General features: G+C 60.4%; 15 protein-coding genes. 6 read left to right on the forward strand and 9 right to left on the reverse strand.

What is annotated here, in order from left to right:
- Nucleotides 1-11: 11 nt before the first annotated feature.
- The 6 genes from rodA to IEQ42_RS16370 form a co-directional block, all read right to left on the reverse strand.
- Nucleotides 12-1115, reverse strand: a complete 1104-nt coding sequence (gene rodA, locus IEQ42_RS16345; RefSeq protein ID WP_210704234.1) for a rod shape-determining protein RodA — start codon at nt 1113-1115, stop codon at nt 12-14.
- A gap of 31 nt (nt 1116-1146) precedes the next feature.
- A complete protein-coding gene (gene mrdA, locus IEQ42_RS16350; RefSeq protein ID WP_210704178.1) occupies nt 1147-3042 on the reverse strand; it encodes a penicillin-binding protein 2 in 1896 nt (631 codons plus the stop codon).
- A 10-nt stretch (nt 3043-3052) separates the two neighbouring features.
- Nucleotides 3053-3520, reverse strand: coding sequence for a 23S rRNA (pseudouridine(1915)-N(3))-methyltransferase RlmH (gene rlmH / locus IEQ42_RS16355; protein WP_007937439.1), 468 nt, complete (start codon nt 3518-3520; stop codon nt 3053-3055).
- Between the two features lie 9 nt (nt 3521-3529).
- A complete protein-coding gene (gene rsfS / locus IEQ42_RS16360) occupies nt 3530-4024 on the reverse strand; it encodes a ribosome silencing factor (RefSeq protein ID WP_042561254.1) in 495 nt (164 codons plus the stop codon).
- 72 nt (nt 4025-4096) lie between these two features.
- On the reverse strand, nt 4097-4819 hold the full coding sequence (nadD, locus tag IEQ42_RS16365; protein ID WP_228731998.1) for a nicotinate-nucleotide adenylyltransferase: 723 nt from the start codon (nt 4817-4819) through the stop codon (nt 4097-4099).
- A complete protein-coding gene (locus IEQ42_RS16370; RefSeq protein WP_210704179.1) occupies nt 4788-6059 on the reverse strand; it encodes a glutamate-5-semialdehyde dehydrogenase in 1272 nt (423 codons plus the stop codon). The genes nadD and IEQ42_RS16370 overlap by 32 nt, the downstream gene beginning before the upstream one ends.
- A gap of 177 nt (nt 6060-6236) precedes the next feature.
- Here IEQ42_RS16370 and IEQ42_RS16375 point away from each other — a divergent pair, with 177 nt between their 5' ends.
- From IEQ42_RS16375 to IEQ42_RS16385, 3 genes are all read left to right on the forward strand, one after another.
- Nucleotides 6237-6932: a DNA-3-methyladenine glycosylase gene (locus IEQ42_RS16375; protein ID WP_210704180.1), complete on the forward strand. Its 696-nt coding sequence runs from the start codon at nt 6237-6239 to the stop codon at nt 6930-6932.
- Between the two features lie 113 nt (nt 6933-7045).
- Nucleotides 7046-8362, forward strand: a complete 1317-nt coding sequence (locus tag IEQ42_RS16380; protein WP_210704181.1) for a bifunctional DedA family/phosphatase PAP2 family protein — start codon at nt 7046-7048, stop codon at nt 8360-8362.
- A gap of 498 nt (nt 8363-8860) precedes the next feature.
- Nucleotides 8861-12370: a calcium-binding protein gene (locus tag IEQ42_RS16385; RefSeq protein WP_338109814.1), complete on the forward strand. Its 3510-nt coding sequence runs from the start codon at nt 8861-8863 to the stop codon at nt 12368-12370.
- Nucleotides 12371-12379: 9 nt separating this feature from the next.
- On the opposite strand, the gene IEQ42_RS16390 is transcribed toward IEQ42_RS16385, so the two are convergent.
- Genes IEQ42_RS16390 through IEQ42_RS16400 form a run of 3 tightly spaced genes read right to left on the reverse strand, consistent with a single transcriptional unit; the run spans nt 12380 to nt 14059 of the window.
- Nucleotides 12380-12970, reverse strand: a complete 591-nt coding sequence (locus IEQ42_RS16390; protein WP_150595233.1) for an LON peptidase substrate-binding domain-containing protein — start codon at nt 12968-12970, stop codon at nt 12380-12382.
- A 10-nt stretch (nt 12971-12980) separates the two neighbouring features.
- Nucleotides 12981-13697 carry an LrgB family protein gene (locus IEQ42_RS16395; RefSeq protein ID WP_210704182.1) on the reverse strand — a complete coding sequence of 239 codons (717 nt, stop codon included), beginning with the start codon at nt 13695-13697 and terminating at the stop codon, nt 12981-12983.
- Nucleotides 13697-14059 (reverse strand): CidA/LrgA family protein, encoded by a 363-nt coding sequence (locus IEQ42_RS16400; protein WP_210704183.1) that lies wholly within the window; start codon nt 14057-14059, stop codon nt 13697-13699. The genes IEQ42_RS16395 and IEQ42_RS16400 overlap by 1 nt, the downstream gene beginning before the upstream one ends.
- A gap of 180 nt (nt 14060-14239) precedes the next feature.
- Between IEQ42_RS16400 and IEQ42_RS16405 the strand changes: the two genes are divergently transcribed.
- The 3 genes from IEQ42_RS16405 to IEQ42_RS16415 all read left to right on the forward strand — a co-directional run bounded on the left by IEQ42_RS16405 (nt 14240) and on the right by IEQ42_RS16415 (nt 17202).
- A complete protein-coding gene (locus IEQ42_RS16405) occupies nt 14240-14695 on the forward strand; it encodes a MaoC family dehydratase (protein WP_042561263.1) in 456 nt (151 codons plus the stop codon).
- A gap of 110 nt (nt 14696-14805) precedes the next feature.
- Complete coding sequence (locus IEQ42_RS16410) at nt 14806-16533, forward strand: C13 family peptidase (protein WP_210704184.1); 1728 nt, start codon at nt 14806-14808, stop codon at nt 16531-16533.
- A gap of 27 nt (nt 16534-16560) precedes the next feature.
- Entirely contained in the window at nt 16561-17202 is a 642-nt protein-coding gene (locus IEQ42_RS16415; protein WP_210704185.1) for an oxidoreductase, read from the forward strand.
- Nucleotides 17203-17236: the final 34 nt, after the last annotated feature.

Here is a 17236-nt window from a genome sequence, read left to right on the forward strand (position 1 = left end):
CTTCACCTTATTCAAACCTGTGCGATCCACTTGCGATGGGTATGGATCGACATCAAAACCCCAAACGCTGACAGCAGTGTCACCAGCGAAGTTCCTCCGTAGCTAATGAACGGCAATGGAACCCCTACAACCGGCAACAGGCCACTGACCATACCGATGTTGACGAAAACATAAACAAAAAACGTCATGGTCAGCGCGCCGGCGAGCAATTTACCGAACAGCGTCTGTGCCTGAGCGGTGATGACCAGACCCCGGCCAATCAACAGCAAATAAATCAGCAACAGCGCGCAGATGCCCACCAGGCCGAACTCTTCGCCGAGCACGGCAATGATGAAATCGGTGTGGCTTTCCGGGAGGAAGTCCAGGTGCGACTGGGTGCCGAGCAGCCAGCCCTTGCCGAATACGCCGCCGGAACCGATCGCAGCTTTGGACTGAATGATGTTCCAGCCAGTGCCGAGTGGATCGCTTTCCGGGTCGAGGAACGTCAGTACGCGCTGCTTCTGGTAGTCGTGCATCACGAAGAACCACATCGCGACCGACACCGGAATGGCCGCTGCCAGTACGCTGACGATCCAGCGCCAGCGCAAGCCGCCCATGAACAGCACGAATGCCCCGCCGGCCAGAATCAGCAGCGAAGTGCCGAGGTCCGGTTGACGGACGATCAGCGCAAACGGCACGCCAATCAGCATCAGGCTGATGCCAACATGCTTGAGCTGTGGGGGCAATGTTCGCTTGGACAGATACCAGGCGATGGTCGCCGGCATCAGGATTTTCATGAATTCCGAGGGCTGGAAACGAATCACACCGGGAATGTTGATCCAGCGTGTGGCGCCCATGGCGTTGTGCCCCATGATGTCGACCACCAACAGCAGCAGCACGCCGATCACGTAGCCCAGCGGCACCCAGCGCGCCATGAAACGCGGTTCGAACTGGGCGATGACAATCATCGCCACCAGACCGATACCGAACGAAGTGGCCTGTTTGCCCAGCAGATCCCAGCTCTTGCCGCTGGCCGAATACAGCACGAACAGGCTGCCGGCAGCGAGAATCAGCAACAGGATCAGCAGCGGCCCATCGATATGCAGTCTTTGCAGCAGCGTCGCGCGGCGGCGCATCACATCCTCACTGGAGAGCATGCGATCAAAGTTATTCATCACGGGCCGTAGCCTCCGCACTGATTGGGCTGGCGTATTCGGCCTTCAAACGTCCGTCCTGACCCAGAAGCCAGGCGTCCATGATCTGACGTACCACGGGCGCGGCGACGCCGGAACCGGACTCACCGTTCTCGACCATTACCGAAACAACAATTTTCGGGTCATCGGCCGGAGCGAAACCGACGAACAAGGCGTGGTCACGATGGCGTTCCTGAACCTTGGAGCGGTCGTATTTCTCGCCCTGCTTGATCGCCACGACCTGGGCCGTACCCGACTTGCCGGCGATACGGTATTGCGCGCCAATGGCCGCTTTGCGCGCGGTGCCCCGGGCGCCGTGCATCACTTGCTGCATGCCGTGGTTGACCTTGGCCCAGTCGGACGGATCGCGCAGGATAATGTCCGGTATCGGATTTTCGTCCACCGGCTGTACCCCATCGAGGGATTTGGCCAGGTGCGGCCGGTTCCACACGCCTTTGTTCGCCACCAGTGCCGTGGCCTGAGCCAACTGCAGCGGGGTCGATTGCATGTAGCCCTGGCCGATCCCCAGAATCAGCGTTTCGCCCGGGAACCACGCCTGTTTACGGGTCGCGCGCTTCCACTCGCGGGAAGGCATCAGGCCGGGTGACTCTTCGAACATGTCCAGCGAAACCTTCCGACCAATGCCGAACTTGTTCATGTAAGTCGACAACCGATCAATACCGAGCTTGTGGGCCAGGTCATAGAAGTAGGTGTCATTGGAGCGCATGATCGCCATGTCGAGGTCGACGAAGCCGTCACCCGTGCGGTTCCAGTTACGGTATTTGTGATCGTAGTTGGGCAGCATGTAGTAGCCCGGGTCGAACACCCGGCTCGACGCGGTCACCACACCCGAATCGAGGCCGGCGATCGCCACGGCTGGCTTGATCGTCGAACCCGGCGGATACAGACCGCGCAGTACGCGGTTGAACAGCGGCCGGTCGATGGAATCGCGCAACTCGGCGTACGCCTTGAAGCTGATGCCGGTGACGAACAGGTTCGGGTCGAAGCTCGGCTGACTGACCATCGCCAGCACTTCGCCGGTTTTCGGGTCGAGTGCAACCACCGCGCCACGACGACCACCCAGTGCGGCTTCGGCGGCTTCCTGCAATTTGATATCCAGACTCAGGACGATGTCCTTGCCGGGAATCGGATCGGTACGCTTGAGCACGCGCAGAACGCGGCCGCGAGCGTTGGTCTCGACTTCTTCGTAACCCACCTGCCCGTGCAGTTCAGGCTCGTAGAAACGCTCGATGCCCGTCTTGCCGATGTGGTGGGTGCCGCTGTAGTTGACCGGATCGAGGCTTTTAAGCTCTTTCTCGTTGATCCGCCCCATGTAACCCACCGAGTGCGCAAAATGCGCGCCCTGCGGATAGTGACGGACCAGTTGCGCAACGACTTCCACGCCCGGCAGACGGAACTGGTTCACCGCGATGCGGGCGATCTGTTCTTCGCTGAGTTCGAACAGGATCGGCACTGGCTCGAACGGCCGGCGCCCCTGGCGCATACGCTTCTCAAAGATCACCCGGTCTTCTGGCGTCAGTTCCAGCACTTCGACGATTACGTCGAGCACTTGCTGCCAGTCGCCGGAGCGCTCGCGGGTCATGCTCAGGCTGAAGCTCGGACGGTTGTCCGCCACCACCACGCCGTTGCGGTCGAAAATCAGCCCACGGGTCGGCGGAATCGGCTGCACGTGAACACGGTTGTTTTCCGAAAGCGTCGAGTGGTACTCGTACTGGATCACCTGCAAGTAATACAGCCGCGCAATCAACACGCAGATCAACAGCACGACGGCAACGGCCCCGAACACGACGCGGCTACGCACCAGGCGTGCGTCCTTTTCGTGGTCCTTGATGCGGATCGGCTGAGACATGAGGGCAGGATTACTTGTGGTAAGGGTGACCGGACAGCACGGTCCAGGCACGGTACAGCTGTTCGCCGATGAGGATCCGCACCAGCGGATGCGGCAAGGTCAGCGGCGACAACGACCAGCGCTGATCAGCGCGGGCACAGACTTCCGGCGCCAGCCCCTCGGGGCCGCCAACCATGAAGTTGACCGTGCGCGAATCCAGCCGCCAACGGTCGAGTTCGACCGCAAGCTGCTCGGTGCTCCAGGGTTTGCCGTGGACTTCCAGCGTGACAACCCGCTCGTTCGGCCCGACCTTGGCCAGCATGGCTTCGCCTTCCTGGCGGATGAAACGGGCCACGTCGGCATTCTTGCCACGGGTATTGAGCGGTATTTCCACCAGTTCCAGCGCCAGCTCGGACGGAAGACGCTTGGCATATTCATGCCAGCCTTCTTCCACCCACTTGGGCATGCGTGAACCGACGGCGATCAGTCGCAGTCGCACAGCAATCCCTTACAGCTGGTCTTTGTTGAGCTTGGTGAAATGCTCGTGTGTGTTTTCCGGGCTGTGGTGCTTGGCGTCTGCCGCACGGCTTTGCTCGGCACCGGCCCACAGGCGCTCCAGGTCGTAGAACTGACGCGCCGAGGCGGTCATCATGTGCACGATCACCAGGTCGAGGTCGAGCAGCACCCAGTCGCTGTCGCCCTTGCCTTCTTCGCCCAGCGGCTTGGCGCCCTGCTTTTTGACTTCTTCGCGAACCTTGTCCAGCATCGCGTTGATCTGGCGATTGGAAGTACCGGTGGCGATGATCATGTAGTCAGTGATGCTCTGCTTGTCGCGAACATCGATGATCTGGATGTCTTGCGCCTTGACGTCTTCAAGAGCGGCAACAGCAAGCTTGACCAGTTCGTCGCCTTTGAGCGGCTCGTTGGTGTTGGCCACTTCCGGCAACGGCGCGCTTTTGAATGTGCCTTTACGTTTTACTTTAGGTAGATCTTTGTCAGTCATATAAAACTCGTTTTGCTCATATATTCGGCGGCTTGGCGACACGTGGATTCGTATCAGTTAAGCACGCCTTGTTCAGTTCGACGCACGGTATAGACCGTGCGCATCGATGTAGGCCAGGACCGCGTCGGGCACCAGGAAACGTACCGACTTACCGCTGGCCAGCAGTTGACGGATCTGGGTGGCAGAGACCGCGAGCGGTGTCTGCCAGACGAATGCAATCTGTCCGCTCGGCCCTTTCAGGGCCAGCGGGTCGCTCACCGAACGCGCTGCCAGCAGGTTGCGCAAGGCATCCGGCGGTTCGCTGTCGGCGTCCGGGCGCTGTAGCACCAGGATGTGGCAATGCTGGAGCAACTCTTCCCAGCGATGCCAAGTGGGCAGGCCGCAAAATGCGTCCCAGCCCAAAAGCAGAAAAACCTGGGTCTCGGCGGCCATTCCGGCACGCATCAACTCCAGGGTATCAATGGTGTAGGACGGTTTGTCCCGCTGCAATTCGCAGGCATCCACCACCAGCGGCGGCACTCCGGCCACCGCGCACTCGACCATCGCCAACCGGTCCTGCGCCGACACCTGCGGCGTGCCGCGATGCGGCGGGCGCGCGCTCGGCATCAAACGCAACTCATCCAGCCCCAGCGCTTCGGCGACTTCCAGCCCACCGCGCAAATGGCCGATGTGCACCGGATCGAACGTGCCACCCAGTACGCCAATGCGCAGAGGGCGGGGTTCGTTGCCGGGCGGCGGCGTTGTCAGGTCGAGGTCGGTCAAGTCAGACCGTCGCCTGGCCGCGCAACTGGCCATCACCGACCACGATGTACTTCTCGCAGGTCAGTCCTTCGAGGCCCACCGGGCCGCGGGCGTGCAGCTTATCAGTAGAAATGCCGATCTCGGCACCCAATCCGTATTCAAATCCATCGGCGAAGCAGGTCGGGGTGTTGATCATCACCGACGCCGAGTCGACTTCAGCCACAAACCGCCGGGTGTCAGCGAGGTTTTCGCTGACGATCGAGTCGGTGTGGTGCGATCCGTAATGGTTGATGTGTTCGATCGCCTGGTCCAGACCATCAACGACGCGGATCGACAGGATCGGCGCCAGATACTCGGTGTTCCAGTCGTCTTCACTGGCCGCCACGGCGTCGATGATCGCCCGGGTGCGCTCGCAGCCACGCAACTCGACGCCTTTATCGCGGAACTGCGCCGCCATCGACGGCAGGAAATCCTTGGCAATTGTCTGATCGACCAGCAAAGTCTCCATCGCCCCGCAGATGCCATAACGGTAAGTCTTGGCATTGAACGCGATGCGCTGGGCTTTGGGCAGATCGGCGTGGGCACTGACGTAAACGTGGCAGATGCCGTCCAGATGCTTGATCACCGGCACGCGGGCATCGCGGCTGATGCGCTCGATCAGGCCACGACCACCGCGCGGTACGATCACATCGACGTACTCGGGCATGGTGATCATCGCGCCAACCGCGGCGCGGTCAGTGGTTTCGACCACTTGCACGACGGCGGCGGGCAGTTCGGCCTCGGCCAGACCGCGCTGGATACACGCAGCAATCGCACGATTGGAATGAATCGCCTCGGAGCCACCACGCAGGATAGTCGCGTTGCCGGACTTCAGGCACAGGCTGGCGGCATCGATGGTCACGTTGGGCCGGGATTCGTAGATGATCCCGATCACACCCAGCGGCACGCGCATCTTGCCGACCTGAATTCCCGACGGGCGAAAACTCATGTCACGGATCGCGCCGACCGGATCCGGCAGCGCAGCCACCTGACGCAGGCCGACGATCATGCCGTCGATGCGCGCCGGGGTCAGTTCCAGACGTTCCAGCAATGCCGGTTCCAGACCACTGGCGCGACCGGCGGCCAGATCCTGTTCATTGGCTGCCGCAAGCTCGGCGCGAGCCGCATCCAGTGCATTGGCCGCAGCCTGCAAGGCGCGGTTTTTCTGCGCGGTGCTGGCACGGCCGATGACCCGGGAAGCTTCGCGGGCGGCGCGACCCAATCGGGTCATATAGTCAAGAACGGACTCAGTCATGGTCTGCTGGGGTCTTGGCAAAGAGGAAAGCGGCAGATTATAGCTGTCGCGTCCCGGGACTAACAGCGGTGACGGGCGGATGGTCGAAATGGACTACAAATTGCCAACGTTCAGCGGTGATTAAGACTCAAATTGTTATCATCGCGACCTCTTCAGCCCGGATAAACGTTGCCTGCCATGTCCAACCTGACCGTTGCCAGCCAAGCCGAACGCCTGCCACAAGGGCTTGCGGACAGTTTTTTCGACCGTGACGCACAAACACTGGCGCGGGATCTGCTCGGCAAAGTCATCCGCCATCGGGTCGGCGATCTGTGGCTGAGTGCGCGAATCATCGAAACCGAAGCCTATTACTGCGCGGAAAAAGGCAGCCATGCGTCACTCGGCTACACAGAAAAGCGTAAGGCTTTGTTTCTGGATGGTGGCCACATCTATATGTATTACGCACGTGGCGGCGATTCGCTGAACTTCAGCGCGCAGGGGCCGGGCAATGCCGTACTGATCAAATCGGCTTATCCGTGGGTCGATGAAATCAGCGGCCCGGCGAGTCTGGCGCAGATGCTGTTGAACAACCCTGATGCGCAAGGTCGGCCGCGGCCATCGCAGAAGCTCTGCGCCGGGCAGACATTATTGTGCAAGGCGCTGGGTTTGAAGGTGCCGATGTGGGACGCCAAGCGTTTTGATCATGAACTGTTGCTGGTAGAGGATACCGGACCGGCGCCCGCGCAGATCATTCAGACTACGCGTTTGGGTATTCCCCCTGGCCGTGACGAACACCTGATGTACCGCTTCGTCGACGCCGCCTATGCGCAATGGTGTACGCGGAACCCGCTGCGCCGGGGTCAGGTCGAAGGCCGGGACTATTTCCTGCTGTAAATAAAAACCCCTGTAGGCGCTGCAGCAGGTTGCGATCTTTCGCTTTGAAGATCAAAAGATCGCAGCCTGCGGCAGCTCCTACAGGGGGCAATCAATGAAATGGAGTTTTTGGTATGGGCCCATGGCTCGATAGCGTGACCGGGTGGCTGGCGGCCAACCCACAGTGGCTGGCCGTCGCGGTGTTCATTGTGGCTTTTGTCGAATGCCTGGCAATTGCCGGTTTAATCGTGCCCGGCACGGTGTTGCTGTTTGCCGTCGCGGTGCTGGCCGGCAGCGGCGCACTGTCGTTGAGCGAAACCCTGTTGCTGGGTTTTCTTGGCGGCATTCTCGGCGATGTAATCTCGTACTTCGTCGGTCGGCATTTCCACCAGAACATCCGCAGATTGCCGGGGTTGCGCCATCATCCTGAGTGGATGAGCGGCGCCGAAAGCTATTTCCAACGTTATGGCATTGCCAGTCTGTTGGTCGGGCGCTTCATCGGGCCGCTGCGACCGATGCTCCCGATGGTCGCTGGCATGTGCGATATGCCCTTCCCCCGCTTCGCCGCCGTCAGCCTGCTGGCCTCGGCCGGCTGGACACTGGCCTATCTGCTGCCGGGCTGGGCCACGGGCGCGGCATTTCGTCTGCCACTGCCCGAAGGTTTCTGGCTGGAAGCGGGGATCGTCGCCGGCAGCATCGCGGCGATGGTCGGCCTCAGTGTCAACAGCAGCCTGCGCCGCCATCGCCGCGCAACGGTCTGGATCAGCAGCATGAGCCTGTTGATTCTGATCGGCCTGTTCATCGGCTTTCCGTACCTGACGTCACTCGATCAGGGTGTGATGACACTGGTGCAGGAACATCGCCAACCGGTGCTGGATGAAATCGCGGTCACCTTCACCTTGATCGGCGAGTTCCGCAACATGCTGATGTTCAGCGCCCTGCTGATTGGCCTGTTGCTGCTGTGCCGACAGTGGCGCCACGCCATTTTCGCTGGCGGCACCCTGCTCTTCACCGCACTGGCGAACACCGCGACCAAACAGTTTTTCGCCCGTGTACGCCCGGAAGTGCTGACCGACCCTATTACCAGCTTCAGCATGCCCAGCGGCCATTCATCGGGCGCATTCGCGCTGTTCCTGACCCTCGGCGTGCTGGCCGGGCGCGGGCAACCGCCACGTCTGCGCCTGACCTGGCTGCTGATCGCCTGCATACCCGCGCTGTCGATTGCCCTGTCGCGGGTGTATCTGGGCGCGCATTGGCCGACCGACATACTGGCCGGCGCCATGCTGGCGTCTTGCGTGTGCGCGGCGGCGTTGTGGTTGAGTCAGCGCAAAACCCCGTTGAACGCCATGCCGTTCAAAGTCTGGTGGCTGGTTCTGCCGGCGCTGGTGGCGTTGTTCAGCTTTTTTGCTTTGCGCCATCTGCCCCATACCCTGGTGCGATACGCCTACTGACGGCGCCGGGCCCTTCGGCGTCATCGGGCATAATTTCGTCTCAACATCATACTTCGCTCTCCCGGCCAGCCCCGGAGAGCGTTGTTGTCTGCCCGTCGGCGACTGTTCATCCACGCATCTGACGGCGAATGGCAGCGCCCGAACTTGCGTATAAAAACCGCGTTACATATCAATAGGGCAAATTCAACTTCGGCACTTTCACAATTTCACTATTCAATTAGATTGGTGCGCGAACTTCCTGAGTTATCGCTCAAAAGCATCATGAACAATCAATGTCGTTCAATAACATCTCGACATCACTTCATGTGCCTGCGGACAGACTTTCCGTTTCAAACAATTAAATGATCGACAAGGATTTCATGCGCCCAAAAACCCGCGCACCGGGCAACCAGGTCGCATGCGTCGAAGACATTGTTTTGGCCGTAACAGGGAGTTTACCGATTGCAACACGTCGGCACTTAGCCGCCACTTAACAGCAACCATTCAAAGGATTGAATTGTGCCAACCCCCATAGACGCTGCCAGGCCAATAACACCTGAGCCGGTCATTCACGTCACACCGATCCACGCGCCGGCCGATCTGCAAACGCCTGCGACGGGCCAGAGCGCAACGCCGCCGGGCATTCATGAATCGCCAGCCGATGGCGCCGAAAAACCCTCTTCGCGCACACTCAGATCGCTCGACAAACGCTTGGGCGCCTTGCGCATCGGTGAGTTCGCCATCACCCGTGTCGAGCTTCAGTCCATGGGCGCCACAATCGCCGGTCATGCGATCAGCGCAGACAACACAAACCTCAAGACACCCGACCAGGCGTTTCTCGACGCACTGGGCTTCAACCCGGACACCGTCGAGGCCCGGATCAAATCTGTCGCGCAGGCGGACAACACCACTGCCAGCTTCTTCTTCGAACTGGCGTGCAAACGCTCCATCGGTGCGCCGCCAGTGTTCAGCGCCGCAGAGCCACTGGCGCCTGGCAGCCCGATGGAGCGCTTCGGCAGACTGGTCAATGCCGCGCAGAAAATCGATATTCAGCGTGTCGATGCCTATGACCATCTCCCCCCTTGGGTCAGTAAAGCCAAAAGCTCGGTACTCAGCGGCGCAGGTGTCGGCCTGCAGGCCTATGGCATTTACAGCGGGATGGCCGGTGTCGCGGACGCGATCAAGACCGGTGACTGGGGCGAAGCCGCGTTCAACGCCGGAGCCATTGGCACTGAACTCGGCTCACTGATCATCAAGCGCGGCCTGAGCAAGACCGGCGAAGCGATGCTCAAGAGCAACGGGGTGATTTTCCAGCGTTTCTCGACCACATCGGCAGGCAAAGTGCTGGGACGCGGTGCCGGGTTATTCGCCAGCGCCATCACCCTGCCCTTCGACATCATCGGCGCGGTGAAATCCTTCAACGCTGCGGCGGCGACCCAGGGCAAGGAAGCGCAGGATCACTACGTCAGCGGCGCGATGAGTGTGGCTGGCGCAGGCGTCAGCATCGCCCTCGGCCTGGCAGCGCTGGCCGGTTTCGGCAACATCGCAGGCCCAGCGGGAGTTGTGGCCGCGGCGGTGCTGGTACTCGGTGCGGAAATTTATCGCGCGGCGCGGATCGTTGACGATATTGACGACTACATCGAACTGAGTGCGCATGAGCGGTTACGCTCGGGCTGGTTCGCATTCACTCGCCAGGAACTGGATCAGGACGTGCTGGATCGCTACAAGGTTGCCAAGGCACTGAGTGATCACGGCCGACAGATCGAGCGCTCCGCCAAGGAGCTGCTTGAAGGTGCGTACAGTAACTACGTCGAACACGTGGTCAACGGCAGTTTCAACGTCACCCTGCAACCGGTGAAACACTGGAAGCATCAATGGGATCCGGCCGCAGGTGAACAACCCTTTACCATCGCTCATGAGCCGCTTGTGCTGGAAACCGTCGATGTCATCGAAGCCCGCGATGGCTTGCCGCAGAATCTCGACGGCTTGGTCACCGGTACGCGGGGTGACGACAAAGGCATCCTGTGGCGCCTGGGCGATGGCCATGACCGGATCACCGGGGTCAAAACAAAGTCCAACTTCTTCATATACCGAGGTGACCCGAAGACGCTCGTCGGCGGTGACAAGGACGACGAACTCCACTACGAGGTGACCCACGCCGAACTGGATCGGGAATTACCACCGGTAGCCATCAGCCATCTTGACGGTGGCGACGGTTCCGATCTGCTGTCCTTCACCGGCAGGCGTCCTGCCACGGATACCCGTCAGCAAGGTTACGACGTCAATCTGCACAGCGGCGAAGTCAGCTTGCGCGGCGCCGGGGCGACCGACACCTTGATCAAGGTTGCCCAGACTACTGGCATCGAGAACGTCTCGACATTGACCGCAGGCGCGAGTCGGGTTACCGGCAGTGACGTTGCCAATCGGATTAGCGCCAACGGCATGGATACCGTGGACGCCGCCGCAGGCGACGACACCATCGTCATCCGTGGTACGCACTGCCGCGTGAACGGCGGCGCCGGCAGGGATCGTTACTTCATCACCGCCAGCAGCGCGGAGGTAACCATTATCGAGGATGCCGGGCAGTCGAGTCTGATCGAACTCGACTGGCCGCTGGCGACCATTCAGCGCTGGCAGGTCATCGGCGCGTCACTGGTGGTGCGTTCCTTGCGCGGCGAAGATGGCGAGCTGCCCGAGCACGTCCTGACCGTCGAAAACGTTTACCGGGAACTGGCCAGCCAACGCTTGATCAACCATCAGCAACTGCTGTTCAAGACCCGCGACGGTTATGAACTGCTCCCGGTCCTGCCCGCCTCGCTCAATGACGCCGACGACCATGACGTGCAGGTGGCGCTGACTGTAGCGGGCCGGCAACCACCCGCCCTGGGCATCCTCAATGGCGGAAAAGTGCAGATCGCCAACACCAGCCCCAGGCAATATTTCGTACCTCGGGGCAATGGCAAGATCGTCTTCGACGCAACTGCTGCCCAGAAGACGGCTACCACCGTTTATCTCGACTGTAACCATGCAGACGTGGGCGACACGCACATCAACTACAACATTGATGTCCGCCATGGGGTGTCTGGCTATTCGTCACTCATTTACAGCAACGTCACCCTGAGCCTGTTCATTCCCAACCGGGTGATCAACTTCGTCGGTGTCATCAGCGAGCGACACGCAGCCACATTCAATAGCGGCGGTGGCATTCTCACCAATGGCTTGCACATGGCCAATGAGGTCGTGCTGGTCTTCCGTGATGGCAAATCCTGCCGGTTGGTTGCGCCAAGACTGGAGTATGCGCAGGACGTAAAACGCGCAGGCCTGCAGGGAAAAAATGCTCGCGACTGCCTGAAACTGCGCCATGGGCATTATTTCTTCGACGCGCCACGGATCACCGAGCAGAGCTTGCTCCCGGCGCACAACGCCAGGATCGAGATCAAGGCAGACACACCTCAAGGCATTTACGCACTGCAAGGTCAGAGTGCCGAGTACGAAGTCTTCCCTGCCAGCAACGCGATTATCAGCCTGGCAACACCAGGTGCCGAGGCGAAAACCGCGAATGCCTCGAGCTGGACGATTCACACCGCAAACATGAAGGAAACGATCACCGGCAACGAGATACGCCTGGAGGGCACGACTCTGCATGTGGGAACCGTCATCATCACGTTACCCAACATCGAATCCCCTGATGTTCCGGTCGAGTCGGTTCATGTAGTCACCTCCAGCGGCAATGTCTATGAAATCAACCTTGTGTTCGAAATCCTCCAACTGCACGAAGTCAATGCGCAGGCCTACAGCAGCGTCAAAGCGTTAAGTGAAGACCTCGGGGTACACCGCAATCGCCAGCAACTGGCGGGGGTGGTCAGGGTTCGCAATATCTTCACCGACAAGGCTGTCGGCGCGGATGTGTTGTACAACGCCACGCACGATTACTGGAGCGTCGACAACCCGCCGGGTTACCGCATCGCTGCCGAAGACCTCAGCATCGACCTTGAATCGATCAGGTTGCCGCGCGTCCCGGGCAAATAAAAACGACCATCACGCGAACAACTCACCTTGCAGTTCATCGAGCAGCGCCTGGATAGCATCCAGTCGCTGCTGCGGATCATCGAGTTGCAGCAGATCAATCTTGTCTTCTTCGGCGAACGGCAGCAGGTAGGCCAGTTGATTGGCCAATGACTGCTGGCCGTGCGCCTCGGTGCCCATGTTCAACGCCTCGACCATCGGGTGCTCGGCCAGCGCCTTGAGCAGCGCCACCAGATCGGCGTCTTCGTCCTGCAAGGGTTGCTCGGGTTCATCGTCCAGCCACTCGACGTCGGCGAGGATCAACTGGTCGCGCTGCACTTCGGTGCGCAACACATGGAAACGCCGCCCGCCTTGCACGCGAATGCCCAGCAAGCCGTTGTCCTGCTGCTGGAAATCGGTGATCCGCGCTTCACAGCCGACCAAAGCGAAACCTTCCGGCGCGGCGCCGACTTCGCTGCCCTGAAGAATGCATACCACGCCGAAGCCGCCGCCCTGTTTCATGCAGCGGCCAATCATGTCCAGGTAGCGCGCCTCGAAGATCTGCAAGTCGAGGTTGCAGCCGGGAAACAGCACCGTGTTCAACGGGAAAAGCGCCAGACTCATAGACATTTCCTTACACCACCATCGACACCGCCAACGGCAGGAACACCGCCGTGGCCACGCCCATCAGACTCATTGCCAACGCCGCGAAGGCGCCGGTCTCTTCACTTTCCTGCATCGCCACCGCCGTACCGACGGCATGCGCGGTCATGCCCAGCGCCATGCCGCGTGCTTCGGGGCTGTGCACGCCGAGGCGGGTCAACAGCGCCGGGCCGAAGATCGCACCGATGACCCCGGTGATCAGCACGAACACCGCCGCCAGCGCCGCCACACCACCGATCTGCTCGGCCACCAGCATCGCAATCGGCGAGGTCACCGACTTCGGCGCCATGGTCATCAGGATCATGTGATCAGCGCCGAACCACCACCCCAGCAAGACGCCCATGCCCGTGGCGACCACGCCGCCTATCACTAGCGTAGTAAAAATCGGCCAGAACAATTGGCGAATGCGCCGCAGATTGAGATACAGCGGCACCGCCAGCGCTACCGTCGCCGGGCCGAGCAGAATGCTGAGGATCTCGGTGCTCTTGCGGTACTCGGCGTACGTCAGGCCGCAGCCGACCAGTACACCGATCACCAACAGCATGGAGACCAGCACCGGCTGCAAAAAGATCCAGCGCGTTTTCTCGAACGCCGCCAGCACCAGCTGATAGGCACCAAGGGTGATGCCGATGCCGAACAGCGGATGGTGAATCACCGACGCCCAGGCGCCGTGCCAATCAAAGAGCATCAGGACTCCTCCGACGGCGGCGCGTGGCGCTTGGCCAGGCGTTGCATCAGCACACCGGCGAAGGCCATCGAGAGAATCAGCGACACCACCAGCGCACCGACAATCGCCCAGAAATCGGCGGCAATGGCCGTGGCATAAACCATCACGCCGACCGCCGGCGGCACCAGCAATAACGGCAAATAACGAAGCAGGCTGCCGGCCGCCAGATTCAACGGCTCGCCGACTTCACCACGAATAATCAGGAATACCAGCAACAGCAGCAGACCGATGATCGGCCCCGGCAGCACCGGCAAGAGCAAATGATTGAGTGCCGTGCCGAGCAATTGGAACAGCACCAGCAAGGTCAGGCCACGTAACAACATCTGACATCTCCGACAAAAAGCGCCCGGCATTATAAGCATGCCCGCGCTATGGATCGGCATTCGCCAAAAGCATGGTCGGTTGACCTGAGCAAATTGCCATGATGATCTACAGTGGTTCGCAGGGCGGTCAAATCCCCCACCTGAAAAACTATAAAACAGATGAACCCAAGGAGAGTCTCAATGCCCTATGTTCCAGTTGCAGAGCTCAAAGATTATGTCGGCAAGGAACTCGGACGTTCCGAATGGCTCACCATCGATCAGGAACGCATCAACCTGTTCGCCGAAGCCACCGGTGATTTTCAGTTCATTCACGTCGACCCAGTCAAAGCCGCGCAAACGCCTTTTGGCAGCACCATTGCCCACGGTTTCCTGTCGTTGTCACTAATGCCCAAACTGATGGAAGACATCCTGATCCTGCCCGAAGGCGTGAAGATGGTCGTCAACTATGGCCTGGACAGTGTGCGTTTCATCCAGCCCGTGAAGGTCAATTCGAAAGTCCGACTCAAGGTCGACATGGTTGAAGTGACCGAGAAGAAACCTGGCCAGTGGCTGCTCAAAGCCACCGCGACACTTGAGATAGAAGGCTCGGACAAACCGGCCTACATCGCCGAACCGCTGTCGCTCTGCTTCGTTTAAGCGCCGGGATGCGAAGCGGCGCACGCTGTTTCGCATCTGCTTCCCCTGAGCGGCTGTATAAGGTCACATAGCTGCGGCATACTCGGTCGCCTAATTGCCCGGATCCCGCTATGCGCTCACTCGCTCGTCTTGCACCCCTTGCCTTGACCCTGTTGCTAGCCGCTTGCGGCGACGGCGAATCGCTGTTGCCCCCGGATGCGCGCCTGCCGGACGGCGGACGCTATCGCGGCGAGTTGGTCGATGGCTTGTTGCAAGGTCAGGGACGTGTCGACTATCCCAACGGCAGCTGGTACGCCGGGCAGTTCGACAAGGGGCAGTGGCATGGGCAGGGCGAATGGCATGGCAGTAATGGCGAGATCTATCGCGGCCAGTTCCAGCAGGGGTTGTTCGACGGTCAGGGCAGCCTGACCACCAATGCCAGCAGTTACACCGGCGGCTTCAAACAGGGCCGGCGTGACGGCGAAGGCACGTTGAAAGAAAACGCCATGACCTACCGTGGCGAATTCAAGGCTGATCAATATTCCGGGCTCGGCCGTCTCGAAATGGATGACGGCAGCTCTTATCAAGGCCAGTTCGCCCACGGCAAACCCAATGGCGAAGGCCAGCGCGGTGATTCCAGCGGCAACTCGTTCACCGGCCATTTCGTCAACGGTCAGCTTGAAGGCAACGGTACGTTCAACAGCGCTGACGGCGACATCTATGTCGGCGGCTTCAAGAACAACCAACTGCACGGCAAGGGCCGCTACGAAAACGCCGACGGCGATGTCTGGCTGGGCCAGTTCAAGGAAGGCGCTCTGACCGGCAAGGGCGAATTGATCGGTGCCGACGGTAGCCATTACATCGGCTCGTTCAGCGACTGGCGCTTCAGCGGTCAGGGTCGCTTGAACCTGTCCGATGGCAGCTTTTATATCGGCGGATTCGACAACGACAGTTACTCGGGGCGCGGCACGCTGGTGCTGACTGATGGCAGCGTGATGAGCGGCACCTGGATCAATGGTCAGCGTGTGCGTGATGCCGACGGCAAATTGCTGCCCGACACCCTTGAACTCGGCCTGCTCGCTCAGGGCCGTTTGCTTGATGAGGCATTGGCGGCGATTCCGCCCTCCACGCCTGCGATCGAGTTGTACACCCTGACCCTCGGCGGCGACGGCAAGCAGAGCGTGTTCCTGCGCGAATCCGACTACGTCGCCAACATGCTCAACACACGTTTCGGCGCGCATGGCCAGATTCGCCTGGTCAACCACCGCGACCACCTCGGCGACCGGCCGATGGCCACTCGCGAGAACCTGCGCCGCGCCGCACTGACCCTGGCCGAACGCAGCGGCCCGGAAGATTTGCTGTTCATCTATCTGACCAGCCACGGCACCGCCGAACACGAACTGGTGCTCGACCAGCCGCGCATGGAACTGGCCGACCTGCCCGCCGACGAACTCGCTGCCGTGCTCGCGCCGCTGAAAAACCGCGACAAGATCATCGTGATTTCCGCGTGTTATTCCGGCGGTTTCATCCCGGCGCTCAAAGACGAACGCACGCTGATCATGACCGCCTCGCGCGCTGATCGTGTGTCCTTCGGTTGCTCCGAAGAAGCCAACTTCACCTACTTCGGCGATGCGCTGTTCGCCCAGGCATTGAACCAGACCGACGATCTGGAGCAAGCCTTCAAACTGGCCAGGGCCACCGTCGCCGAGCGTGAACTGGCAGACAATTTCGAAGCCTCGGAGCCGCAGATCTGGGCACCGAAAACCGTGCTGTCGCACTGGCAGCAACTGCGTAAACAGCAAGCGCGAAAAGCGTTGCAAAGTGCTGCGTTGAACGACGGAGCGATAAAGAGCAACTAAGCTGAACAGTATCAAGGGAGAGACACTATGTACTTGACGCCTCAGCACGTATTGCTTGCCGGAGCCACCGGTTTGACCGGAGAACATCTACTCGACCGTTTGCTCAACGAGCCAACGATTTCTCGCGTCCTCGCCCCCTCCCGTCGGCCACTGGCCGAGCATCCGCACCTGGAAAACCCGGTCGGCGACCCACAGGCCTTTCTGCCGCAGCTCAGCGGTCGTGTCGACATCGCCTATTGCTGCCTCGGCACCACCATCAAGCAGGCCGGCTCCGAAGCGGCGTTTCGCGCAGTCGATCTGGACATGGTGGTGGCGTTTGCCAAGCGCGCGCGGGAGATGGGTGCGCGGCATCTGATCGTGATCAGCGCCATCGGCGCCGATCCAAAATCGTCGGTTTTCTACAACCGGGTCAAAGGTGAAATGGAGCAGGCACTGCGCGCGCAAGACTGGCCGCAACTGACCATTTGCCGGCCGTCGCTGTTGCTTGGTGAACGATTAGAGCCCCGCTTGGGCGAACAGCTCGCTGCGCCGTTTTCGAAGTTGATTCCGGGTAAATACCGGGGAATCGAAGCGTGCCAACTGGCCCGGGCAATGTGGCGGCTGGCGCTGGAGGAGCAGGATGGGGTTCGGGTGATCGAATCAGATGAACTGAGGAAACTGGGCAAATAATCTGAAATCGCTATCGCCAGCAGGCTGGCGATGG

Source organism: Pseudomonas iridis, from assembly GCF_017980685.1.
GTDB classification, from domain to species: Bacteria; Pseudomonadota; Gammaproteobacteria; order Pseudomonadales; family Pseudomonadaceae; genus Aquipseudomonas; species Aquipseudomonas iridis.